The sequence below is a fragment of the Streptomyces yerevanensis genome (assembly GCF_000716805.1).
Taxonomy (GTDB): domain Bacteria; phylum Actinomycetota; class Actinomycetes; order Streptomycetales; family Streptomycetaceae; genus Streptomyces; species Streptomyces flaveus.
Window position 1 is genome coordinate 34601 of the sequence record NZ_JNWJ01000087.1, and the last position, 22647, is coordinate 57247.

A 22647-nucleotide genomic window follows, 5' to 3' on the forward strand; every position below is an offset into this window, starting at 1 on the left:
GGCCGCTGTGCTGTGCGGCGGGGATGCCGTCGCCCTGGATGGTGGGGGCGCCGTCCCGCACGGCGGATGCGGTGACCGGCACGGCCGGGACACCGTCCTGTGCGGCGGCGTTGTCCCGCGCGGCACTGGGACTGTCCGGTTCGGTACGGGGACTGTCGGTTTCAGTACGGGGACTGTCGGGTTCGGCGGGGCGGTTGCCGGTCACGCGGTTCCTCCGGAGCGGTTGCCGCGGGTGCGGACGATCAGCCACATCAGATAGGGGGCGCCCACGAGGGCGGTGAAGACGCCGACCGGCAGTTCCAGCGGCGAGAGCAGCTTGCGGGCCAGCACATCCGCGACGACCACGATCAGCGCGCCCGTCAACGCGGAGCACACCAGCGGGACATGCGGGGTGCGGGTCAGCCGCCGGGCGATCTGCGGGGCCAGCAGCGCCACGAAGTCGACAGGGCCGGCGGCGCCGGTCGCGACGGACGCGAGAACGACCCCGAGGACGCTCAGCCCGAGCCGTACCCGGCCGAGCCGGATGCCGAGCGCGGTGGCCGTGTCGTCGTCGAACGCCGCACTGCGCTGCGCGCGGGCCGCCCACAGCAGGAACGGTACGAGCAGCAGCAGGACCGTCGCGAGCGGCGCCGCCTGGTCGTAGCCCCGGCCGTTGAGCGACCCGGTGAGCCACACCTTGGCCTGCTGGGCGACCAGATAGTCCCCCTTGGTCACCAGCAGCCGGGTCAGGGAGCCGAGCGCCACTGAGATGCCGATGCCGACGAGGACGAACCGGGAGGCGCTGAGACCGCCCCGCCAGGCGAGCAGATAGACGAGCAGGGCGGTCAGCAGCCCGCCCGCGACGGACACGTACGGCAGGGCGGCGTACGAGGTGAGACCGAAGGTCATCGCGGCGACCGTCGCCGCGCCCGCGCCGTGCGTCACCCCGATGACGTCGGGGCTGGCGAGCGGGTTGCGGGCCATGGTCTGGATCAGCGCCCCGGACAGTCCGAACGCGACCCCCACCAGCAGCCCCGTCATCAGGCGCGGCAACCGCAGCGTCCCGACGACCAGTTCATCGGGACTGGGCAGCCCGAACAGCACGCGGACGACCTCGACCGGCGAGACGAAGGCCTCCCCGACGCACAGCGACACGACCACCGCACCCGCGAGCAGCACGGCCAGCACGACGGCCACGACAAAGGCCCGCCGATGCACCAGGAAACTGCTCCCCCGCCCACCCCGCACGACGACATGCCCGGCGGGCCGGACGGAGACGGAGCCACGCGGCCCGGGGACGACGGAGGTCGGGGAGGAGGGCAGGGGCGCCGGGGAGGCGGCGGTCCGAGGGGGAGTGGGGCACTCCGGGGACGCGGGGGTCCCGGCCGGGGCGGGCCGCTCGGGTTGCGAGTGGTGGCGGTCCTCGCGCTCGTCACGGTCGTCGCGTCCGTCGCGGTCGTCGACGTACGTCATGCCGCCGTCACCTTCCGGCGCACCAGCACGATCAGGAACGGCACGCCCGCCAGCGCCGTCATGACGGCCGCCGGTACCTCCGAGGGCCGTACGACGACCCGGCCGAGGACGTCCGCGAGGAGCAGCATCACCGGGCCGAGCAGCGCGGCCATCGGCAGCAGCAGCCGGTGGCCGGGGCCGACGAGGGCGCGGGCGATGTGAGGTACGGCGAGCCCGACGAACGCGATCGGGCCGGCCGCGGCGACCGCGGCGCCCGTCAGGACGGTCGCACCCAGGGCGCCGGTCGTCCGCAGCAGGGCCACGTTGCGGCCGAGCCCCCGGGCGATGTCGTCGCCGAGGGCGAGCGCGTCGAGGCCGCGGGCCATGGCCAGCACCAGCAGCAGACCGGCGAGCAGGAACGGCCAGACCTGACCGGCGATCGACGCGTCCCGCCCGCTGATCGAGCCGACGTCCCAGAACCGGAACTCGTCCAGCGCCCGCGCGTTGGTCGTGAGGATCGCCGAGACGACGGAGGCGAGGAACGCGTTCATCGCCGCCCCGGCCAGCGCCAGCTTCACCGGCGACGCCCCGCCCCGCCCGCTGCTCGCGACGGCGTAGATGCAGACCGCCGCGACTCCGGCGCCGGCGAAGGCGTACCAGACGTACCCGGTCAGACTGTGCACGCCGAGAAAGGCGATGGCGCAGACGACGCCCAGGGAGGCGCCCTGGCTGATGCCGAGGATGCCGGGCTCGGCGATGGGGTTACGGGTGATGCCCTGCAGGACCGTGCCGGCGACGGCCAGCGCGACGCCGACGAGCACGCCGATCACCGTCCGTGGCACCCGCAGCGCCCGTACGGCCTGGGCGTCGTCACTGGTACCGCCGTGCGCCAGCGCGTCCCACACCGCCGAGGGCGGGATCGTACGACTGCCCACGGCGAGGCTCAGCAACACGGCCAGCGACAACAGGAGAAGGGTGGCGCCCAGCCAGCCGACGCGGCGACCTACGACTCCCGACATGCACCCTTCTCCATCACTTCCACTTCCCCCTGCTCAAGCAGCTGAGGCTTGCCTAACAGTACGTTGCGGGATGAGGGTGCCCTTCGTCCGATCCACCTGATCCCGGGGCAGCGCCCGGCTCGACGTCACCGGGGCTTGCCGGTTGTGGGCGGAGTACGGGCTGAAGGTGCGCGATTTCAAGCCACGCGGGCCCGTTAATTTGCGCGGCGTGGTTTGACGGCTGCATCCGTGGCGGGATGGCATGCATATCCAAACATCGATTTTGAGCCTCAACGGACAGTCACGGAAGGTGCGTTGGCGGCTGGCCCGTGCACGTGGGGCGTCGATGTATTCACTTTGAAATTGCTTGACCGCTCACGATCAGATGGGTTGGATATGGAGGCTCGTAAAGATCACGTAAAGCAGGGGTGGGGAATGGGTGGGGACTCTTTGCCTGGTCGACACGAGGTTCTCGTTCACCGTCTCGGCGTGGGTCAACCTGAGTGACGCGTCCTCCTACAGGAGGGTCCTGTCCCAGACCGGCAGCGACAACTCCAACTTCTCGCTCTACTACTCGTCGGGCGTACAGCGCTGGGTGTTCCTGCGGAGCTGGTACGAGAACGGCGTACGGGAGTCGGAGGGCGCCAACGCGACTGCCACAGGCGTGCCGCTCAATACGTGGGTCCACGTGGCGGGTTCCTATGACGCCGAGAAGCAGGAGGTCCGCCTGTATGTGAACGGTCGGCCGCAGGGCGCGTCGGTGGCCCTGTCCAGTACATCGGACGCGACGGTCGCGGGCAGCGCTCTGCAGGTCGGCCGGGTCGCGTTCACGTCGGGCGACACGTACCAGAACTACATGAGCGGCCGCGTCGACGAAATGGCTGTCTGGCAGCGGCTGCTGACCGACGATGACGTGGCGACCGAGGCCCAGCTGCTGGACGAGAACAACAGTGCGTACGCCACCGCCCGATCCCGTCCCCGCCGGGCCGATCGCCACCCCGCTGCCCCGGTCGCCGGGCTCCGCGCTCAGCACTTCCCGCAGCGTCTCCCGGGCGATCCCTCGGCGGCCTCGCTCTGAGCGCGCAGCAGGGCATGCTGGCGATCACCGAACGCCTGCTGCGTCGCACCGCGCGCCGCGTCGAAGGCACGGTCACCGGCCACGTGGCCTCCCGCGAGGCGACGTACGCCGCCCTCCACCCCGTCGTCCGCTGGACGGACGCCGACGGGACCGAGTACGAACGCGCCACCCCCGACACGATCAGCGCCCACCGCGTCCAGGAGGGCAGCCGCGTACGCCTCCTCGTCATGCCGGGTACCCCCGACACGGTGGCTCTGGACTCGCCGGACCGCTACAGGTCGGCGGTGTTCGGCATGTGGCTGGGAGTGGTGCTGTGGGGCGGCACGCTGACGGCGGTACTTGTCCGCATCGCGACGCTGTTGCCCTCTTCCTGCTACCGCTACTGCTGAGCGGGTCCTGGCCTGCACATCTCTCTTGCCCGCACATCCCTCTTGTTCGTACGGCGACGGCAGTACGGTGATCCCATGCGCCCCGACACGCCTGCCGAACACGTCGACCACAACGCCGAAGCAGCACGCCTGGAGCGGACCGCCGGCCTCTACCCCGAGGACGCCGAGCACCTGCTGCTGCAGGCCGCGGCCCACCTCGAACTGGCCGACGACCGCCCCCGAGCCAGCACCCTCTACGACCACCTGCTCTCCACCCCCGACTCCCTGGAGAACCCCCTCCTGGTACGCGCCCTGAAGGCGGCCAACCTCTGGGAGTACGGCCACGAGGCGGAAGCGAGAGCGATCATCGACGGCGTCCGCGCCGCGTCCCCCCGCGACCCGGCCCCCTGGGTGATCGTGGCGGAGGCCCTGGAGTCCCACGACGAGCTGGAGGCGGCACAGGAGACGTTCACGGAGGGCGCGACGCTGCTGCTGACCGACGTGACGGACCCCCCGTACGCCACCCACCCCCTCCTCTTCGGCCGCCACCGAGTCCGCCGCATGCTCGGCATGCCCCACGACGACTGGGACACCCGCGCGGACACCCTGCACAAGGCCCCGGTGTCCCTGGACGAACTCCACGACCCGAAGCGGGTGTGGTCCCTGGGCTCCGACAACCCGGCAGAACTCCAGGCAGAGATCGCCCGCCTCCAGTCGGAACTGACGACGGCACGGGAGGCCCTGTCCCGCCCGTTCCCGGTGGCGATACTGCACTGGCCGGCGGACGAGCTCGCCGAACTGGTCGCCGCGTACCCGTCGTTGGGGTCGGAGTACCCGTCGCACGAGGAGCACCTCGCGACGATAGAGACGTCGCTGAGGGAGCTGGCGGCCTCGGGGACGGGGAACTTGGGGATCGTGCCGGGGACGGTGCCGTCTTACGAGGCGTTCGCGGCTTCGGAGCTGGCTTCGCCTGCTGACGCTTTGCTGCTGCCGCAGTATGCGACGACGTTGGCTGCGCGGGGGCGGGCTGTGGCTTGGCCGCCGGAGCGGGGGGCTGGGTGTTGGTGTGGGTCGGGGCGGGCTTATGAGGGATGTCATGGGGGTGGCGGCTGACGGGAGCGCCAGGGCGGCGCCGACGGGCAGGGCACCGCGGGGACACGACTGACAGGGGGAGCTCGACGTGGATCAACCTTGGCTCACCTTCGAGTTCCTCTTGGCCGCACTCCTGCTGGGCTTCGGCGTCTTCGTCCTGCGTATCGTTCTCCGAGAACGCCGGGCCCTGGCCCGCCTCGGCGTCCGGGGCGTCCGTACATCGGGCGAGGTAGTACGTGGAGAACGCCGCGAGGGCGACACCGTCCACCCGCCCCAGGTCCGCTACAAGGCCCCACCCATCGACCACCCGAACGCCCCCGCCGAACAGATCTACCGTCGCACCCCGCTCAACGCCGAGCAGCACCCCCTCCAACGCGGCGTCCCGGTCACCCTCCGCTACGACCCGAGAGACCCACGCCGCATCGTGGTGATCCGAACGGACAGCGGAGCCCCGGGAACCATCTCCTACTCCGCAACGGCCCACTTGATCTGGGCCATTTTCTTCCTCCTGTTCGGAGCGGTGGTAGCAGCGGTGGCTATCTCGGACCTCGTCTGACGGATCAGCGACGCCTGTCGCCTGACATGGGTCGGGCCTCCGTGGTTCGGGCATACACGGGGAGCCACTACACCCCAGCCCCCGCGATGCTCTCGCGCCTTGTGTCCCTGCCCACGGGGCGCTTGCGACCCGCGCACTCGATTGTCAGTGACTGCTGTTAGAACTGAGCCCCATCAGTGTGAGCAATCGAAGGAGCATCGGTGGCGGACCCGGGGGACCTGACGCAGCCTGTCGCAGGCGTCTACGAGCAACTCATAACGCACAGCTTGCACGGTGAGATAGAGCGCCTCGAAGCGGCAGGCTGGAAGGCTATTGACGCGGAAGTCAGCGCAGAATCGTCCCCGCACGTGCTGGCTCGCTACATCGGTGAAGCCGTCGGACGCAGGCTGAGCCAGCTCCCCCACGACAAGCAGGTCGCCGTCGCGAACCAGATTCTGGAGTCGCTGGCCGCAAGTGCGCCCAACCCGGACGAGACCTTCGGCACCATCGTCGAAGGTCCACGACAGCTCCTGACCCTCGCAGAGCAGGAAGCTCCAGGCGTCTACGCGCTGCGCCCACTTACGCCCCTCTCGGAAACGTCGCTGATCACCAACTCCTCGGACGACCCCAGCCTGGGCGCGGAGTTGAGGGCCGAGCTTGCCACCGCAGACCGCATCGACCTGCTCTGCGCATTCGTGAAGTGGTACGGCATCCGCGTCCTCGAGGATTCGCTGCGCGCCGCGAAGGAGCGAGGGGTGCCAATCCGGGTCATCACGACGACCTACATGGGCGCCACCGATCGGCTCGCGCTCGACCGCCTTGTTCGCGACTTCGACGCCGAGGTAAAGGTCAACTACGAGATCCGCTCTACGCGACTGCACGCGAAAGCGTGGCTGTTTCGGCGCAACAGTGGTTTCGACACTGCATACGTCGGTAGCTCGAACCTGTCCAAGGCCGCGCTGCTTGATGGCTTGGAGTGGAATGTACGGCTGACATCGGTCGTGACCCCAGCGGTGCTCGACAAGTTCGAGGCGACCTTTGACGCGTACTGGAATGACAGCGCCTTCGAGTCGTACGACCCCGACACCGATGGCGAGCGCCTCGATCGAGCCCTGGCTCAGGCGGGAGGCTCCAGCTCCCCGAGCGAATCGAAGATCAACTTCTCCGGCTTTGAGGTGCGTCCCTTCCCGTACCAGCGGGACATGCTTGAGCGTCTTCGTGTAGAGCGCGAAATCCGCGGCCGAAACCGCAACCTCCTGGTCGCTGCCACCGGTACCGGCAAGACGGTGATGGCGGCCCTGGACTATCGATCACTACGCAGAAAGTTCGGCAACGGAAATCCGAGGCTGCTCTTCGTCGCCCACCGCAAGGAGATCCTCAAGCAGTCCCTGCGTACGTACCGCGAAGTACTCGATGACGCATCCTTCGGGGAGCTACTCCACGGCGGTGAGGACCCACGCGCCTGGAACCACGTCTTCGCGAGCGTCCAGTCACTCAACGTCAAACGGCTGGAGCAACTCGCTCCCGACCACTTCGACTTCATCGTCATTGACGAGTTCCACCACGCCACCGCGGCTACTTACCAGCTCGTCATCGACCACTTCAAGCCGAAGGAACTGTTGGGCCTCACCGCCACCCCCGAGCGCATGGACGGGCGGAATGTGCAGGACGAGTTCTTCGAGGGACGCATCGCAGCAGAGATGCGGCTCTGGGAGGCCCTCGAGAACGATCTGCTGTGCCCCTTCCACTATTTCGGCACCCCAGACGGCACCGACCTGACCAACATCGGTTGGCAGAAGGGCACTTACGCAGATCACGACCTCAGCAACCTCTATACGGGCAACCACGCGCGCGCCCGCATCGTGCTCAAACAAGTCCGGGACAAGATCTCCGACCCGGGAGCCATGCGCGCCCTGGGCTTCTGCGTGAGCAAGAAACACGCGCACTTCATGGCCTGCTTCTTCCAGAAGGCTGGGTTCCAGGCTGTAGCGCTCGACAGCGATTCCCCGGCTGCCGTACGAGCGCAAGCTCTGGCTGATCTACGCGACGGAAAGCTTCAAGTGATCTTCTCCGTCGACCTGTTCAACGAAGGTCTCGACATCCCTGACGTCGACACCCTGCTCCTGCTGCGCCCAACGAGTAGTGCCACGGTCTTTCTCCAGCAATTGGGCCGAGGGCTACGCCGCACGGAGACGAAGCCAGTACTCACCGTCTTGGACTTCATCGGCCACCATCGGGCGGAGTTCCGCTTCGAGGAGCAGTTCCGAGCCCTGACGAATCTGTCCCGGAACCGACTCGTCGACCACATCGAGCGTGACTTCCCCCTGCTTCCCTCCGGATGCCAGATCATCTTGGAGGGCGTCTCGAAGGACCTCGTCCTCGACAACATCCGCACCCAACTCGGCGCCACCATCAAGACCTTGGTGACCGAAGCCAAGGCGTACAGCACCCCGCGCCTTGCGGACTACCTCCGCGAGAGCCGCCGCGAGATCAAGGAGCTCTACAAGAGCGCCAACTCCTGGACGACGGTCATCCGCAGGGCAGGCCTGGTCGAAGGCCCGACACCTTCAGGAGAAACGGAACTCCTCAAGCGTGTCCACGCGTTCTTGCACGTCGACGACCCCGAGCGCGCTCAGGCCTACCTTCGCCTCCTCGCCGACGAAGCCCCCACATACGAGACTCTGGGGCCCACTGACCAGACGTACGCCCGCATGCTCTTCTTCAACCTGTGGGACAACGCCGGAAGTTTCACCAGCTACCAGCAAGGCCTCGAGTCGCTGCGTTCCCAGCCCGTGTTCCGTGATGAGCTTCGGCAGGTGCTGTCGTACGTCATCGAGCAGGCCGACCACTTCCCAATCCCTCTGTCCGGGTCCCATAGCTACGTCCCTTTGAAGGTCCACAGCGCCTACAACCGCTCCGAGATACTGGCTGCTCTCGGTGTAGCCCGCCTCGGTGGCCAGATGCCTCGGTCCTTTGCCCAGGGCGTCCAGTACGTCGACGGTCTCCAGACGGACGCCCTGCTCATCACGCTGGAGAAGAACGAGAAGGACTTCTCCCCCACCGTCCGCTACAAGGACTACGCACTGAGCCCCACGCTCTTCCACTGGGAATCGCAGAACGCCACCGCAGAAAGTTCCCGTACGGGCCTGCGATACCAGCATCACGCCCAACAGGGCAGCCACGTCCTCCTGTTCATGCGCCGCTACAAGAACAACGACATCGGCAAGTCCCAGCCTTGGATGCTCCTGGGCCCAGCCACGTACGTAGAGCACACCGGCAGCAAGCCGATGGCGATCACTTGGCGGCTAAAGCATGAGCTTCCAGCTGACGTGTGGACGTATTCAGCCATCGCAACTGGCTAATTCCTTAGCAGTCCGACGTCAGTGATGTCCGTTAACGTCGAAGGATGAACAAACCTTCGATGCTCGAACCTGGGCAGTTCACAACACGGGCTGAGATGAAGGAGCTGTTCGGCGGCGGGGACCAGGAAGGGATAATTCTATCCAAAACTACCCCAAATATCCTGATCTATACAGATCACGACAGCGGGAAAGAGTACGGATATCAGGATGGCTGGCTCGCCGAGGAAGACAGCCAAGGACCTGTATTCGAGTACACAGGTAAGGGCCGCTACGACCACCAGACCTTCATAGGGTTGGCCGGCTCCCGGAACAAAGCCATCTTGCGTCATGCCGATGACGGGAGATCTCTGCGAGTCTTCATAGCGGCGGGAAAAGAGCCGGGCTCTAAGTCTGGCGCGAAGAGGCAGCGATACCTTGGCGAGTTCGAGCTGGACTCAGAGCAGCCATACACCATTCGCGAAGCCGACGACCCGGCGGGGAACCGGCGACGCATCATTGTCTTCCGACTGCGACCGAAGGGAAACGTCCAGCACTCTCCTGAGGATGTAATTACACCGGCCAAGGAAAACGAAGTTCAGCAAGTGTCGGCGGCTGTTACCGCGAGCTCGATTGCCGAACCACCAAGAGGGAAGGCAATAGAGAGCCGTCGCGCCGCCCAACCGAGCTCTATCGCAGAACTTCGCAAAGCGAAACTTCAAGACGAATACCTGAAGTATCTAGAAGACCAGCATCACGACGTCTTCGCTTATCAAATCAAGATCGCTGGAACGACGCGCACTCTGAAGACCGACCTCTACGACGCCACCGCCCACGTGCTGTATTCCGTAAAAGGTGAAAGCAACCGTGATGAAATACGCATGGCCATCGGTCAACTCAAGGACTACGTCCGACACATAAAGCCGGCCAATCCAAAGCTGGCTGTGCTACTTCCTGAGGAACCTCACGATGACCTTCAGGACCTTCTCGACAGAGAGGGAATCAGCTTGGTCTACCAGAACGGCGAGCAATACGTCACAAAGAACTCTGGGAGCTAACGTGCCATCAACAGAGCACAAATTCTTATCAGATTCCGCTCTCAGGATAATGGAGAGCGCCTCGGAATCTGGACTCTTCACCTACCAAGAGGGGGGTCGCAACCTCTTCGACTTCTCATGCGATCTGAAGAGGGACTGGTCAAAGGCGGTATCGGGCCAAACCCTTTGGAAGCACGATAGGGATGGCATAGACAAGGACATGAGAACCTTACTCACCGCGCAGGACATTTCGGCCGCAGTATATATAGCGCGTCATTCGACGCAGAACAAGGTTCGACTCGCTGAAGTTGTGGGGGCGTTCCGTGATACTCCGATGCGCGAGAGTTTATCTCGCTTGCGCGTCTTCTGGGTTCCAGGAGATTTTGATGCAGACGATGAGACCGCCAGAGATTCAGTGTACGCGACCCTGAGGGACGAAATGACGAAGGACCTCCTCATGCAGGTGACTCTCGGTGGACTCACCTCTCAGGATGTATCTCGTTTCGCAGCTTCTGGCCGCCCTGGCTACCCGATTGCGATCTTGTCGCACATCAAGAACGAAGGCTTCCGAAGCCTCAACGACACCTCTAAGGAACTGGGATTCAGTAAGCAAATCCTCCGGGATGAGATTCAACGACTTTTCGTTATAGGGTTCTTAGAAAGCGACAGCTTACAGGGCGGAATCTACCGCGTTAGTGACAGTGGAAATGCCATGCTCGACGTGTGCTCGCGCCTGCGCGACTACTTGCAGGAAAACCTCGGCGAGGGCAACGAAAATAAAGAGTTCGAGCACATATGCGGCTTGCTCGGCATCGACTACCCGTCCATACCCGCCGGGCCCATCACAACCACCACACGAGTTGATATCCAAAGCCCAACGGCGCTTCTGATGCAGCATGTTGGCCAAGCCGAAGCTGACGGGTCAGTGGAGTGGCCTGAACCGTACTTCGCGATGCCGAGCATGTAGCAGCACGTCTTTGAGACGGCTCCACTCTCCAGCTTACTGATCTCTTCGAAGTGTTCTCCGGTGGTGGGGGAGTTCGAGCCCGGTGCCGGTCAAGCGCGCCAAGCTGAGTCGAGCGGCTGCCGGGTCACTCGGGGTCGGCCGAGGCGCCGGTCTCGGCGTCGACCAGGCGGAGGTGGTCGTGGTCCTCGTGGCCGTCGAGGATGAGGACCTGGTCGCCGGTCGGGACGGGTGGGGTGATGCCGCCGATGCGGCGCTGCCACAGCACCCGACCCTGCCGGAGGGCCACGGCGCAGGCGGAGCCGAGCCGCCGGTTGGCTGCTCTCACGTAGACGTGATCGTGTCCTGCCACGAGTCCGCCCAAGAGCTTGTCGCATCGCAACGCCGGGGGGATCCGGTCGGGCCAACGGACGCGACGCAGTGGATGCCATCGGCCGCTGCGTGCCACGCGGGCCGTCCGCAGTCGCCTCTCCTCGTCGATGGCGTACAGCCAGCCGTCCGCGGATGCGATCGGCTGGTCGCTGCGGCCGGGCCAGGAAAGTCTCTTTCGTAGCCAGTCGTAACGGGTCACAGGCGTCGAGGGCTCGAAGGGGCGGGCGTGCAGCACGTGGTGGCGCCCCGAGGAGAGCCAGACGGACCGGCCGCCGTCCAGTACTAGCAATTCCCGCTCGCGGGGGTAGAGGTCGTAGGGGCGTCGATAGAACGGCAACTGACCGATTGTGTTTCCGGTGGCCAGGGAATACCAGCTCAACAGGTTGTGCGGCTGGTTCCAGAGGTAGATGAGCGGTTCTTGGGGGCTACTTCCGTGCTCGGGCAGGCGGAGTTCGCACTGCTCGGCTGTGGACTGCTGCCAGATTTGGTCACCGGTGCGGAGTTCGTACGCGCGGACGGCGTAGTTGTGGGGCTGCTGGCCCTGGACGACGACCACTTCTTCCGCCAGCTCCATGCTCTCGATCCGACGGAAGGGGTGTCGCCACAGCAAGCGCCCGTCGAGTCCGTCGAACGCGCTGACCGCGAGTCCCGAGCGGTCTCGGTGACAGACCACGACGGTGCGGCCGTCGCTCCGGTACCTGCCGTTCGTATCGACCACCCCCACATCGAAGGAGCACAGCGGGGACCCCGACTCGTTCTCCACGACGGTGAACCGGGAGTGCCGGGGTGAGGGTCCGTTCAGCAGCTCCGCGATGACGATCTGGCCCCCGCTCGCCTTGAACCGGACGCTTCCGTCAAACCATCGGAGGAGCCCTCCGCCGTGCCCGTCGTACCAGCGCCGCTCGCCCTGCCACACGACCTCGCCACTGGCCCGGTCCAGCGCGGTGAGCCGCCCGGCGACGAACGCGTAGACCCGGTGGCCGGCGACGGTGGGCGTGTGCAGACTTCGCCCGGGCGCGGTCACCGTCCACAGCCCTGCTTCCGCGTCCCGTACGACCCGCATGGGCACGGCGTCCGCGACCACGGTTTCCCCCTCCGTCGTCCAATGAACAGGAACCGTCGCTTCGTACCCTCTTCATACCCAAGAAGTCGCCATGCCCGCTTCGGTGGTCAAGGTCGGCTGAGTCCACCTGGTCATGCGGCGGAAACGAGCCAAGGCACGGACCAAGATCCGGGCCAGGCTCGGGCTATGAGGCGCAGCGAGCCGCAACTCTGCACGTAAGTGACGTAATCCACAGCCCTCTCTAAATCTGCTGGTTCAGCCTTCCAGGTTCGAATCCTGGCGCCGCCACGCTGAGGGAGACCTTCTCTACGGCATCCATCGATGGTGTCGGGGCGGTGCTGGATGTATCGAATGCCCCGGCAGTGGGTGCGTCGAGGTGATCGTCATCGGTGAAGGCGTGGTTGGCCAGCAACACTCGCCGTAACAGCGTCGGTTCAAGCCGGGAGTCCCTCACCCTCAGCGGCCTCCGCCTCGAAGTGGATCTGCGCACGATCGAGCGCCTCGTCCGCGTCGCAACCGTGCGCTCTGAGCCAGTGGAGGAGGTCGGCGATCATGTCGATCGCCGCTTCCTCTGCGACAGTCACCATGAGAGTGCGCGACCTTGCCGTCTGCGGGAGCACCGGCATTCCGTTCCCGTACAGGCGGAGCATCGCCTCGACTCGAGTCACGCGGGTGCCTCCGCAATGTCCGGCGGCGGAGGCCAGCCCCGTCTCCAGTTCGCACCAGGTCACTTTGCGGTCGGCGAGGAGTTCGACGCCCCACCGGTCGGCGATGGCGTCGACGAGGGCCATGCCACGCCCGGTCTCGGAGTCAGAGTTAGCTGCAATAAGGGTGGGTAGCGCGCGCGTATCAGGGTCGTGGACTTCGATACGTAGGTGAGTACCGCTCATTGAGACGGCGAGCGTCGTTGGTGTTCCGACGCCTACGTGAGTGATGACATTGGACGTCAGCTCGCTGACGCAGATTTGGGCTGCGTCGATCACCTCATGCAAGCCCCACAGCCCCAAGCGCAGGCGCATGATGCGGCGCAGGCCCGCGATCTTCTCGGGCTCAGCCACGAAAGAGAGATCCCATGGCTTCCTCAGGAGGCCAGCGAAGCAGTCCATCTTCCAACTCCCTTGATGTCACGTCGCGTTGCGGTAGGCAATCGACTACACACCGAGAGTTGCATTGAAACTCTCAAAATGGAACTCTCATCTTGAGCCAACGGGAGCACGACCGCGGACCGCGCGCCCCCAGCGCACACCGCCTTGCCGTCGCGGTTGGGCAACCCCCACGATCTGACAGATCGACATGAAGGGCCTTGGACATGGCAGTCGGACCCACCACCCGTAGGCGCCAGTTGGGCGCCGACCTGCGCCGCCTCCGTGAGCTCAAGGGCCTCACCTTGGAGGAAGCAGGCGCGCGCGTCGGCATCTCGAAGGCGACGCTGAGCCGCTACGAGACCAAGGAAGGCTCGGTCAAGTGGCCTGCTGTGGACGCCCTTTGCCGTGAGTACGGCGCCTCGGACGAGGAACGGCTTGCCCTAGTCGAGCTAGCGAAGGGCGCCAAGATCCAAGGCTGGTGGCGCTCTCTCGCCGACCCCATCCCCGAGTCAATGAATCTCATGCTCACGCTCGAAGACGAGGTGGTACGGGAGGACCACTACGCCTGTATGTACATCCCTGGTCTCCTCCAGACCCGCGCCTACGCCGAAGCCGTTCACCGCGCCTCGGAGATGCGGTGCCCCGAGAGGGAGGTGCAGCACATGGTCGACATCCGCATGAAGCGACAGGAGCTCCTTCAACGGGAAGATCCACCGCACATCTGGTGCGTAATCGACGAGGCGGCAATCCGGCGAAAAGTCGGCGGGCACGAGGTCATGAGCGAGCAACTGCGCCACCTGCAGACCCTGTCGGAGCTCCCCCATGTGACCGTACAAGTTCTGCCGTTCTCAACCGGGGCCCATGCAGCAGCAGTTGGAAGCTTCGTCGTCCTGGGAGGCCAGACTCCCGAGCTGGATGTGGTGTACGTGGACATCCTCGGCGGTGGGCTCTTCATGGAGAAGCCCGAGGAACTGGAGCGTTATAGGTTGGCGTTCCAATACCTCCGCGCACAGGCACTCGACCTTGAGTCCTCTGCGACGCTGATCCACCGCATAAGCCAGGAGTCGTGATGGCCGTACGGTCCGAGCCCCGCTGGTTCAAGTCTTCGTACAGCGGCGGCAGTGGTACCGAATGCGTCGAGTGCGCCCGCGGCGTAGACGGTGCCCTCGTACGCGATTCCAAGAACGCCAGTGGAGCTGTAGTCGCCGTCTGTGCAGACGCGTGGCAGGCCTTCATACAGGCTTTGAGGACGGCGAAGCCGGAGGGCTGATGGTAGCTCCCCTGATCCACCGCATCCGCAAGGAGCTATGAATGCCCGCCGCCCCTCAACTCCCTCCTGTCCACGCCTGGTTCAAGTCGTCGTACAGCGGCGCCAACGCAACCGAGTGCGTGGAGGCCGCCTTCGTACCGGCCGGTGTGCTGGTACGGGACTCCAAGCGGCCGGAGGGGCCTCACGTCGCGATATCGGCGGAGGCGTGGGGGAGGTTCTTGGCTGCTCGTGGCAGCTCAAGCAGCCGTAGGCTCTGACCGCCAAGGGTTGGGCCGGTGCTCCTGCGTCTACCTCGGTTACGCCAGCGACCTTCGCACAGCGTCAACCAGCAACATCGCACGCACATCGTCAAGGCCACCGATGATGTGGTTCATCGCGTAGCCGAAGGCGATGCCGTGTTCCGGGTCGGCGAAGGCGAGTGAGCCGCCTCGGCCGGTGTGGCCGAAGGAGTTCGGCCCGGTCATGGGGTTGGTCTCGGTGGGCAGCATGTATCCGGAGCTGAACCGGCTCGGCATCACCATCACCTGGTCCATGCCACTGGCCTGCTCCTTGGTCGCCGATGCGAGGGTCTCTGGGGTGAGCAGGCGTACTCCGTCCACGTCTCCGATCAGCGCGGCGTACATCCGAGCCAGTCCGCGTGCCGTGCCGATGCCGTTGGAGGACGGGAGCTCCGCGGCTTGTACCTCAGGCGAGTTGAAGTCGATCTCGGCCGGGTCGGTGACCTGGAACGCCCTGTTGCTGAACGAGTTCGGGTCGCGCCAAGCGGCGACCATTTCGCGAAGTTCCTCGGGGATCGACTCTGGGGGCACGGTGGTGAAATCGACCTCGGGTTGCTGGTACGCCATGCGGCTGACTCGGTGGCGTTCACTCGCGGGCAACCCGATGAAGAAGTCCAGTCCCAGGGGGCCGCCGATCTCGTCGACGAAGAAGCGGCCCGGCGTACGGCCGGACACTCGGCGGATCACCTCGCCGACCAGCCAGCCCCAGGTCCGGCCGTGATACCCGTGGGCGGTGCCTGGAGTCCACAGGGGACGCTGAGCGGCCAGTGCCGCCACCATCGGCTGCCATGCCAACGCCTCGGCCAGCGGCACCGGTTGGTCCAGGGCGACCAGGCCGGCCTGGTGGGACAACAGCCAGCGCACCGGGATCTCTGTCTTGCCGTTCGCGGCGAACTCCGGCCAGTACTCGGCCACCGGGGCGTCCAGGTCCAGCGCGCCGCGCTCGGCCAGCAGGTGCGCCGCGGTCGCGGTCACCCCCTTGGTCGCCGAGTAGACCAGTTGCAGAGTGTCCCGCGTCCACGGACGATCCGTGTCAGGGTCGGCGATGCCACCCCAGAGGTCCACCACCGGTCGGCCATCCCGGTAAACGCACACCGCCGCGCCGATGTCCCCATGCCGGGCGAAGTTCGCCGCGAACGCCTCGCGCACCGGCTCGAACCCGGCCTCGACCTCACCGTCGATCGTCGTCATGCCGATCATCCTGGCATTCTGTCCGCCGGGCTCCGAGAGGGCGGGCTCGGCGCACAGTTGGTACCAATCAGGCGGTGACGCGCAGCGCCTGAAGATGCTCACGTAACTCACGGACTGAGGGTCAGCTGTCCCCGCCACCGCAGTCGTAGTTCTCCACGGCGTCGAAGGCGGGACGGTTGCGCTCGCCGTACACCGGATCCAGGACATCATTCGCGTTGGCGCCCGATTTCAAATTGCTCACAGAGGTATCGATCGCCTTGAGCACCGTACGGAACTCTTCGGCGATGTCCGGCGGCGCGCTCGCCCGCATCGGCTCACCGGTGTCGGCGATCAAGGCGGCCTTCCTCCGCAGCTCTTTGAAGTCCAGCGGCTCCCCTTCAATCGCCGCACCCACTTCGGCGCTGTAGGCAATGACACCCATCTGGAAGAGCGACAGATCAAGGCAGAAGGGCGAGGTTGGCGTGGCGCTCGGGCGTGCGGTCGATGCGCTGGGTGATGGGCTGGACGAGGCCGGGACCGATGCCGGTGGCGCAGCGTCCGGGGAACTGGAGCAGCCCGCCGTCATCAGCGCGGCGGCCATCGCGAGGATCCATCTGCGTGGGGCGGTCATGGGCGGAGAGTAGGCGGCGGAGTCCGGGAGGGGTCCCGGCAGACAGACGTCATGCTTCGTGAGTGGCTGGCGACGAGTCTCTTGTCTGGCATCGCAGGTATTCCTCAGAGCTCATCACCGGGTGCGGCTGCTTGTGCCCTCTCGCCCTCCCGTTCCTCTCTCCGTTCCTCTCGCTGTCACCCGTAGCGATGAGCGGCATTGCTGCCGCCTTCGTCGCCGTTGCGTTCCTCATGGCGCTGTTCGAGGTCGACACGGTGGAGTTCACCGGGCAGCAGGTGTGTCTGATCAGCAGGATCTGTACTCGCACAAGGGAGGTCGCCGACCTGGTATCGGTAAAGGTGGTGCACTCAGGCTCCGCAGAGTGCGGCTACACCCAGACGTCGTTGCGGCTGGCATGGCAGAACTGGGAGGGGCAGGAGATCGACGGCGAGTTCGACCCCGGGCTGGCCGACTCCCTCCGCCGGAAGCCGACGTTGGGCGACCTCGTCGAGGAACGGTGGAGTCCGCTCATGTCCTCCACCGATCCGTAGGTGCGGTGGGGGTGGTGCCAAGTGGCCGACGGTAGGTCTCTCACCTGGACAGGCAATCCGTTTCCCAGCCTCAAGCTGGGGTGCGGCTGCATGCCGGTGGGCGGCGGCTACTGAGCAGCCGAGCGGCGACCCCCGCAAAGTGCCGTCTGGACAGCGGCTTTCATGCCGTCGCTCTGTGCGTCCGAAGCAGCCGGACCGAGGTTCACCATGACCGTCGCCTGCCTGCCGTCGACCGTGGCTCCGCCCGCCGTTTCGTACCCGAGGAAGTCGCCGGTGTGCCCCCAGTAGAGGCCGCCGCAGGGCAGCGGCCTGCTCTCCAGGCCGAGGCCGTACGCCCGGCCGTCCGGGTTGCCGGTCGGCCGGGTCTTCGTCATTTCCCGGAGCTGGGCCGGGCGCAGCAGTCTGCCGCGTACGAGCGCGTCCAGGAACCGGTTGACGTCGCTGCCGCTGGAGATCACCTCGCCGGCCGCGCCCGCGACCGTGGGGTTGATCGCCGTGATGTCCCTGAGCGGCGCGTCCTCGCCCGGCCGGACGTACCCGCGCGGGTGCGGCCCGGGGATCGCCGAGGCGTCGCCCGGTACGTACGTCTCGCGCAGGCCGAGCGGCGTGATGATGCGCCGGTGGATCTCCTCGCCGTACGTGTGGCCGGTCACCTTCTCGATGATCATGCCGGCCAGCAGGTAGCCGGTGCTGGAGTAGCGCCAGCCGGTGCCCGGCTCGAAGGTCGGGGGGTGGGCGAGCGCGATGTTCACGAGGTCACGGGTGTCGTGGTGGGCCAGCGGGTCCTTGAGGACCTCCTGCGGGCGGAGGTGGTCGAGGATGTCGGGCAGGCCGCTGGTGTGCTGGAGCAGTTGACGGACCGTGATCTTCCGTCCGTCGTTGCCGTGTCCGCGGACGACGCCGGGCAGATAGCGCTCCACTGGCGCGTCGAGGACGACGCGATGTTCTCCCACCAGCTGGAGCATGACCGTCGCCACGAACGTCTTGGTCATACTGCCGATCCGGAACCTGCTGTCACGCCGCACGGGCGCCTGGCTCTTCACGTCCGCGACACCGCTGGTCAGCACCCTGCTGCCGCGCCGGTCCGCCACTTCGAGGAGCGCTCCGGGTCCGCCGTCGACCGTGGTCAGCCGGTGCATGAGTTCGCGTAACCGAGCGTGGTCGGCAGCAGAGGACTCAGCTGCGGTGACCGTGGTGGCGGCGTTCCGCCACGGCACGTCGTTACCCGTCGGCGCGGCCACCGCGACACCGACCGCCACGGCCAGCGTGAGTACGCCACCCAGCGCACGCTTGTGCTTGATCACATGTGCCCCCTTGATCGTGAGAGTCGGCATGTCAGGGGTCGCGGTGTTCGCCGCATCACCCGTGAGAGCCAGCCTCAGGCCCCGCCTGCCTGTGTCGTCCCACGATGGCCGCAGAGTGCGAGTCGGCACGATGGGGCGATCATCCGGATCAGTGGTGGGGTTAACCCCCTGCCGCGATTGAGCCGTTGCCGACAGCAGCGTGAGCGTTCTCATCGAACTCCGGTCACTGGCCCTGGCGTTGGAATCGGCCGACGAGTGCGAAGGCCGCATGGCCGAGCCGCAGCGCGATCACGTCCGCCGAGCCGGGCCGCCTCATCCGCCCTCGTCCGGCGGGGTTGGTCAGCTCAACGCCTCGATCGCCTTGAGGATCAAGGTCCGCGCATCCGCCCCGTATACCGCCATGCTTCTCAGCTGCTCGAACGCCTTCGGGGAGGGGTCCCGGAGTCCCGGCCGGATGATGGTGGGCGGCTGCGGCTGAAGCGGTGGGACCGACGAGGGGAACAGCTATGCCGGTGAAGACAGGGATGAGGCGCGTCGCCGTACTGACGACCGGAGTTGCACTGGCCGTCGGCGGCTGTTCGGCGGGGACGGACGACGGGGGCGATTCGGGGAGGCCCGTGGCGAGTGCCTCGAAGTCGGCGTCGAAGTCCGCTGGGCCGGACCGCGCGCTGGTGAAGTGGGCCGATCAGATGTGTGAGGCCACGGAGCTCTTCGAGACGATGAAGACGGACAGTGCCGCCGAGGTCAAGGAGATCACGGATCCGTCCGGGGACGCGGGCATCGCGTCCGACTTGGCCGTCATTGGCTACCTGATGGCCACATCGTCGTCTTTTGACGAGGTCGCGCAGGGGCTCGACAGCGTACGGCCGTCGGGCATCACCACTGCGGACCGGCTGCACGACACCTTGGCCAAGGAGGTCGAGCGGGCCCAACCGAAGGTCACCGAGCTGACCGACCGCCACACGTTCCTCACAACCGAGAGGGGTTCGGTCAACCGGGTCGAACGTCTCGGCAAGCTGATCCAGTCCCTGAAGATGCCCGAACCCGACCTGCCGGCCGTGGTCGCCAAGGAGCCGAACCTCCAGGCCGCCTACCGCACGGCGCCCAACTGCGCCCCGCCCGAACCCCTGCCCAAGGCCGCGGACGGCACGAACGCCTCCGCCTGCAAGGACGGGACCTGCGAGATCCTGGTGACGAAGCGGACGGACGTCGTGGTCGGCGGATGGAACCTGCGTGTGTCGCTGACGGAGACCAAGGCCACGGTGCTCAACAACGGCCCCAGGGGTGGAGTGGGGCAGTTCACGCTGGGCGCCGACGGAACCGGAACATTCGGCTCGCGCGGCGACCGGCTCACCATCCATGCCGTCGCCGTCAACGAGGACGGCGCCGTACTGAAATTCACCTGAAGTGACACGCATGCCCGACCTGCACTGTGCCGGCCTGTCGGCAGTCACTGAGCCACTTCAGCGCGTTCGCCCGTGATGGGTATGCCGGTGAGTGGCGAGCGCGGGGCAGACGAATTGCGGGACCGATCCCGAGCGCGATCAGTACGCCCGGGTCAAGACTCGCTGATGCCTGGTTTGTGGCGGTGGGGCGGCAGGGGCAACGAGATCACAGGGCCTGCCGCGCCGCGTGGATGATCCGCTGGGCGTCGGTACCGACGACGGCGGACTCGCGGAGCGCGTTCCACACCCGCAGGTACGTCGCGACGCTGTCGGAGTCGTCGATCCACCGAGGGGCGGCGGGCCGTCCGCGCTACTCTCGGAGGGCGTGTGCGAGGGCTTCGTCGAGCAGTTCCCGCAGGGCCGAGGAGGTCGGTGCGACGGCGGTGGCGAGCAGTGCCGGGCCGCCTGCCAGCGGTGTGAGGACGGCGGCCCCGTCCTGGGAGCCCTCGCGGAGGAGGACGGGGTCGCGGCGAGTGCCCATCTCCGGGTCGACGAGCAGGAGTTGGCCGACGGCGCGGTGTCCGTGCAGGACGGCCGGGCCGTCCCAGCCGGGCTCTGGGGCCCCGTATGCCGTCTGCTGGTCGAGCAGCGGTCTTCCGGCACGGCGGACCAGGAGCCGGCTGACCAGGTGGCCCGGATCCTCGTCGGTCCGGCCCAGGAGCTGCTCCTCCCGTAGCAACAGCCGGGCGGTGGCGGCGAGTTCGACGGTGTACGTCTGCCGGAGGTTGCTGCCGGCGGCGCTGATCAGCGGCTGGGGCAGCCAGCGCAGGCTGGCGTGTTCGCCGGCGGTGAGCCGTACGTCGTAGGTGGCCGGGGCGGTGGTGGGGCCGCGCAGGGCGAGTGTGGCGGCGGCCGTCGTGACCTCCAGTACGGCCCGGTCCCCGGCGGTGACGTCGATGGTGAGCCGGTCGCCCCCGAGGGGGGCGCTCATCGCACCGATGATGCCCACCTTGGCGGAACTCCCGTCGGTGCGCATGCGCCGAAGGTGGAACGGGCCGTCACTGCGTAGCTGCGGAAGCGTGGTGACGCGTCCGTTGTACGCGGCGTGGATGCGGGCTGTTGCCCGCACACCGTGCGGGTGCCCGGCGGGCTCCTCGGCGCCGGAGAGGGCTCCGGCCAACGCTGCCCGGTCATTGACGAGTTGTACGGCGGGGCTCATACGGCCGCCTTCGCGTGCCACTCGGTGAGGTGGGTGGTGACCCAGTCGGCGACCTCGCGGATGCCGTCGTCGGAGGTGAGGCTGGTGAAGATGACGGGAAGGTCGCCGCGTTGCCGTTTGGCGTCGTCGGCCATGGTGGCGAGGTCGGCGCCCACATGCGGGGCGAGGTCGGTCTTGTTGACGAGGAGGAGGTCGGCGGTGGTGATGCCGGGGCCGCCCTTGCGGGGGATGTCGTCGCCGCTGGAGACGTCGATGACGAAGACCTGTACGTCGACGAGGCCCTTGGAGAAGGTGGCGGTGAGGTTGTCGCCACCTGACTCGACGAGCACGAGGTCGAGGGGGTGGAGGGTCTCCTCCAGGTGTTCGACGGCTTCGAGGTTGGCGGAGATGTCGTCGCGGATCGCGGTGTGCGGGCACGCGCCGGTCTCCACCGCGGTGATCCGCTCGGGTGGCAGCACGGCCTCGCGCAGCAGGTACTCGGCGTCCTCGCGGGTGTAGATGTCGTTGGTGACGACGGCGATGGACCAGCTCTCGCGCAGGGTTCGGCAGAGCGCGGCGACGCTGGCGGTCTTGCCGGAGCCGACGGGTCCGCCCAGGCCGACACGGAGGGCTCGGCGGGTGCCGTCGGCGCTGAGCGGCTCGGCGCTGTGGGTGTGGCGCTGCGGCATGGTCACGGGATGGTCGAGGTGCACGGAGAACTCCAGGTGGGCGGGGGAAGGTTTCAGGAGGCGAAGAGCCGGACGCTCCAGGCGGCGTGCTGTTCACCGGTGATGTCCAGTAGCGGCGAGGACGCCGACGGCAGGGCGTCGATGCCCTCGGCCGCGACGCGGTCCGCGGCCTGGGCGGCAGCTGTGGCGACGGCGTCGGTCTCGGAGCTGAGGCGGGCCAGCAGCCCCGAGGCGTCGAGCGGGTCGAGGCTGAGCAGGCGCACTGCCGCGGTTGCCGGGCCGCCGGCGTTCTCGTACGCGGCGGCATGGGCGGCGTCCAGTGGGGTGAGCCCGGCGGCCCGGGCGGCGAGGCCCAGCACGAGCGGCTGGTGGGCGCCTTGGGGACGTTCGGCGGCCAGCCGTTCCAGGTCTTCGGACGGGAAGGTGGCACGGGCTGCGCGCATCATCTGCCGGCCGAGCCGGCGGGCGACGGCGCGCAGCGCGGGGGCGGGGGTGCGTGCGTCGGCGGCGTCGTCCAGCAGCAGCGGGTCGACTCCGGCGGCGGCCGCGGCGGCCAGGCCGGCCATGGTCAGGCCGGTGGTGTGCAGACGGCCGCGGCAGAATTCCTCCAGGCTGTCGGTGTCGTGTACGGCTTGGTGGGCGATTGCGGCTTCGACGCCGCCGGAGTGGGCGTGCCCTCCGGCGGGAAAGCGGCCGTCGGCCAGCAGGAGCAGGGCTGCACGGCTCATGGGTGAGCGGCTGCCTTTCGCAGGGTCGGAAGGTGTGCCGAGCGCGGGCGGGCATCGCGTACCCGCCCGGGGCCCGGCCGCAGTGCTGTTGCTCCGACGGCCG

At 67.0% G+C, this 22647-nt stretch carries 22 protein-coding genes and 1 pseudogene; 12 read left to right on the forward strand and 11 right to left on the reverse strand.

The features are described 5' to 3' along the window. Nucleotides 1-201: 201 nt before the first annotated feature. The gene (locus OP79_RS44690; protein WP_245685672.1) at nucleotides 202-1452 is read right to left on the reverse strand and encodes a FecCD family ABC transporter permease; all 1251 of its coding nucleotides are present in this window, start codon (nucleotides 1450-1452) and stop codon (nucleotides 202-204) included. Further along, nucleotides 1449-2450: a FecCD family ABC transporter permease gene (locus tag OP79_RS44695; RefSeq protein WP_033328903.1), complete on the reverse strand. Its 1002-nt coding sequence runs from the start codon at nucleotides 2448-2450 to the stop codon at nucleotides 1449-1451. The genes OP79_RS44690 and OP79_RS44695 overlap by 4 nt, the downstream gene beginning before the upstream one ends. A gap of 418 nt (nucleotides 2451-2868) precedes the next feature. Between OP79_RS44695 and OP79_RS44700 the strand changes: the two genes are divergently transcribed. The 7 genes from OP79_RS44700 (at nucleotide 2869) to OP79_RS44725 (ending at nucleotide 10844) form a co-directional block, all read left to right on the forward strand. After that, nucleotides 2869-3507 (forward strand): LamG domain-containing protein, encoded by a 639-nt coding sequence (locus OP79_RS44700; RefSeq protein WP_033328904.1) that lies wholly within the window; start codon nucleotides 2869-2871, stop codon nucleotides 3505-3507. A 14-nt stretch (nucleotides 3508-3521) separates the two neighbouring features. Then, nucleotides 3522-3896 carry a DUF3592 domain-containing protein gene (locus OP79_RS44705; RefSeq protein ID WP_033328905.1) on the forward strand — a complete coding sequence of 125 codons (375 nt, stop codon included), beginning with the start codon at nucleotides 3522-3524 and terminating at the stop codon, nucleotides 3894-3896. A gap of 75 nt (nucleotides 3897-3971) precedes the next feature. Continuing rightward, a complete protein-coding gene (locus OP79_RS44710) occupies nucleotides 3972-4988 on the forward strand; it encodes an SEC-C domain-containing protein (protein ID WP_033328906.1) in 1017 nt (338 codons plus the stop codon). A gap of 67 nt (nucleotides 4989-5055) precedes the next feature. Then, nucleotides 5056-5523, forward strand: a complete 468-nt coding sequence (locus tag OP79_RS44715) for a DUF3592 domain-containing protein (protein WP_033328907.1) — start codon at nucleotides 5056-5058, stop codon at nucleotides 5521-5523. Between the two features lie 200 nt (nucleotides 5524-5723). Further along, nucleotides 5724-8864, forward strand: coding sequence for a DEAD/DEAH box helicase (locus OP79_RS44720; RefSeq protein ID WP_033328908.1), 3141 nt, complete (start codon nucleotides 5724-5726; stop codon nucleotides 8862-8864). 44 nt (nucleotides 8865-8908) lie between these two features. Continuing rightward, a complete protein-coding gene (locus tag OP79_RS55690; protein ID WP_157857483.1) occupies nucleotides 8909-9898 on the forward strand; it encodes an SRA domain-containing endonuclease in 990 nt (329 codons plus the stop codon). 199 nt (nucleotides 9899-10097) lie between these two features. Continuing rightward, on the forward strand, nucleotides 10098-10844 hold the full coding sequence (locus OP79_RS44725) for a hypothetical protein (RefSeq protein ID WP_157857484.1): 747 nt from the start codon (nucleotides 10098-10100) through the stop codon (nucleotides 10842-10844). 124 nt (nucleotides 10845-10968) lie between these two features. Here the strand turns inward: OP79_RS44725 and OP79_RS58355 are convergent, their stop codons facing one another. Together OP79_RS58355 and OP79_RS44735 are read right to left on the reverse strand one after the other, a co-directional pair. Next, nucleotides 10969-12297 carry an outer membrane protein assembly factor BamB family protein gene (locus OP79_RS58355; protein ID WP_033328910.1) on the reverse strand — a complete coding sequence of 443 codons (1329 nt, stop codon included), beginning with the start codon at nucleotides 12295-12297 and terminating at the stop codon, nucleotides 10969-10971. A gap of 413 nt (nucleotides 12298-12710) precedes the next feature. After that, nucleotides 12711-13382: an ATP-binding protein gene (locus OP79_RS44735; protein WP_033328911.1), complete on the reverse strand. Its 672-nt coding sequence runs from the start codon at nucleotides 13380-13382 to the stop codon at nucleotides 12711-12713. A gap of 203 nt (nucleotides 13383-13585) precedes the next feature. On the opposite strand from OP79_RS44735, the gene OP79_RS44740 reads away from it, so the two are divergent. The 3 genes from OP79_RS44740 to OP79_RS53005 are packed head-to-tail and all read left to right on the forward strand — an operon-like array spanning nucleotide 13586 to nucleotide 14888. After that, a complete protein-coding gene (locus OP79_RS44740; RefSeq protein WP_033328912.1) occupies nucleotides 13586-14431 on the forward strand; it encodes a helix-turn-helix domain-containing protein in 846 nt (281 codons plus the stop codon). After that, complete coding sequence (locus OP79_RS53000; RefSeq protein ID WP_078492429.1) at nucleotides 14431-14631, forward strand: DUF397 domain-containing protein; 201 nt, start codon at nucleotides 14431-14433, stop codon at nucleotides 14629-14631. Before OP79_RS44740 ends, OP79_RS53000 begins: the two co-directional genes overlap by 1 nt. A gap of 41 nt (nucleotides 14632-14672) precedes the next feature. Then, nucleotides 14673-14888 (forward strand): DUF397 domain-containing protein, encoded by a 216-nt coding sequence (locus tag OP79_RS53005; RefSeq protein ID WP_078492430.1) that lies wholly within the window; start codon nucleotides 14673-14675, stop codon nucleotides 14886-14888. A 39-nt stretch (nucleotides 14889-14927) separates the two neighbouring features. Here OP79_RS53005 and OP79_RS44745 read toward each other — a convergent pair whose 3' ends face one another. Further along, nucleotides 14928-16100, reverse strand: a complete 1173-nt coding sequence (locus OP79_RS44745; RefSeq protein ID WP_033328947.1) for a serine hydrolase domain-containing protein — start codon at nucleotides 16098-16100, stop codon at nucleotides 14928-14930. A 121-nt stretch (nucleotides 16101-16221) separates the two neighbouring features. After that, entirely contained in the window at nucleotides 16222-16710 is a 489-nt protein-coding gene (locus OP79_RS55695; RefSeq protein ID WP_157857485.1) for a hypothetical protein, read from the reverse strand. A 62-nt stretch (nucleotides 16711-16772) separates the two neighbouring features. On the opposite strand from OP79_RS55695, the gene OP79_RS44755 reads away from it, so the two are divergent. Continuing rightward, nucleotides 16773-17240, forward strand: a complete 468-nt coding sequence (locus tag OP79_RS44755) for a hypothetical protein (RefSeq protein WP_033328914.1) — start codon at nucleotides 16773-16775, stop codon at nucleotides 17238-17240. 107 nt (nucleotides 17241-17347) lie between these two features. Here OP79_RS44755 and OP79_RS44760 read toward each other — a convergent pair whose 3' ends face one another. Together OP79_RS44760 and OP79_RS57610 are read right to left on the reverse strand one after the other, a co-directional pair. After that, nucleotides 17348-18574 (reverse strand): serine hydrolase domain-containing protein, encoded by a 1227-nt coding sequence (locus tag OP79_RS44760; protein WP_245685673.1) that lies wholly within the window; start codon nucleotides 18572-18574, stop codon nucleotides 17348-17350. Between the two features lie 309 nt (nucleotides 18575-18883). Continuing rightward, a pseudogene (locus tag OP79_RS57610) lies at nucleotides 18884-18970 on the reverse strand (transcriptional regulator); the annotation flags it as partial. 80 nt (nucleotides 18971-19050) lie between these two features. Between OP79_RS57610 and OP79_RS44770 the strand changes: the two are divergent. Then, nucleotides 19051-19950, forward strand: coding sequence for a hypothetical protein (locus tag OP79_RS44770; RefSeq protein WP_033328916.1), 900 nt, complete (start codon nucleotides 19051-19053; stop codon nucleotides 19948-19950). Nucleotides 19951-20299: 349 nt separating this feature from the next. Here OP79_RS44770 and OP79_RS44775 read toward each other — a convergent pair whose 3' ends face one another. Genes OP79_RS44775 through OP79_RS44785 form a run of 3 tightly spaced genes read right to left on the reverse strand, consistent with a single transcriptional unit; the run spans nucleotide 20300 to nucleotide 22544 of the window. After that, nucleotides 20300-21148 (reverse strand): urease accessory protein UreD, encoded by an 849-nt coding sequence (locus OP79_RS44775; protein ID WP_078492431.1) that lies wholly within the window; start codon nucleotides 21146-21148, stop codon nucleotides 20300-20302. Beyond that, entirely contained in the window at nucleotides 21145-21840 is a 696-nt protein-coding gene (gene ureG / locus OP79_RS44780) for an urease accessory protein UreG (protein ID WP_033328917.1), read from the reverse strand. Before ureG ends, OP79_RS44775 begins: the two co-directional genes overlap by 4 nt. A gap of 29 nt (nucleotides 21841-21869) precedes the next feature. Continuing rightward, a complete protein-coding gene (locus OP79_RS44785; RefSeq protein WP_033328918.1) occupies nucleotides 21870-22544 on the reverse strand; it encodes an urease accessory protein UreF in 675 nt (224 codons plus the stop codon). Between the last annotated feature and the right edge of the window lie 103 nt (nucleotides 22545-22647).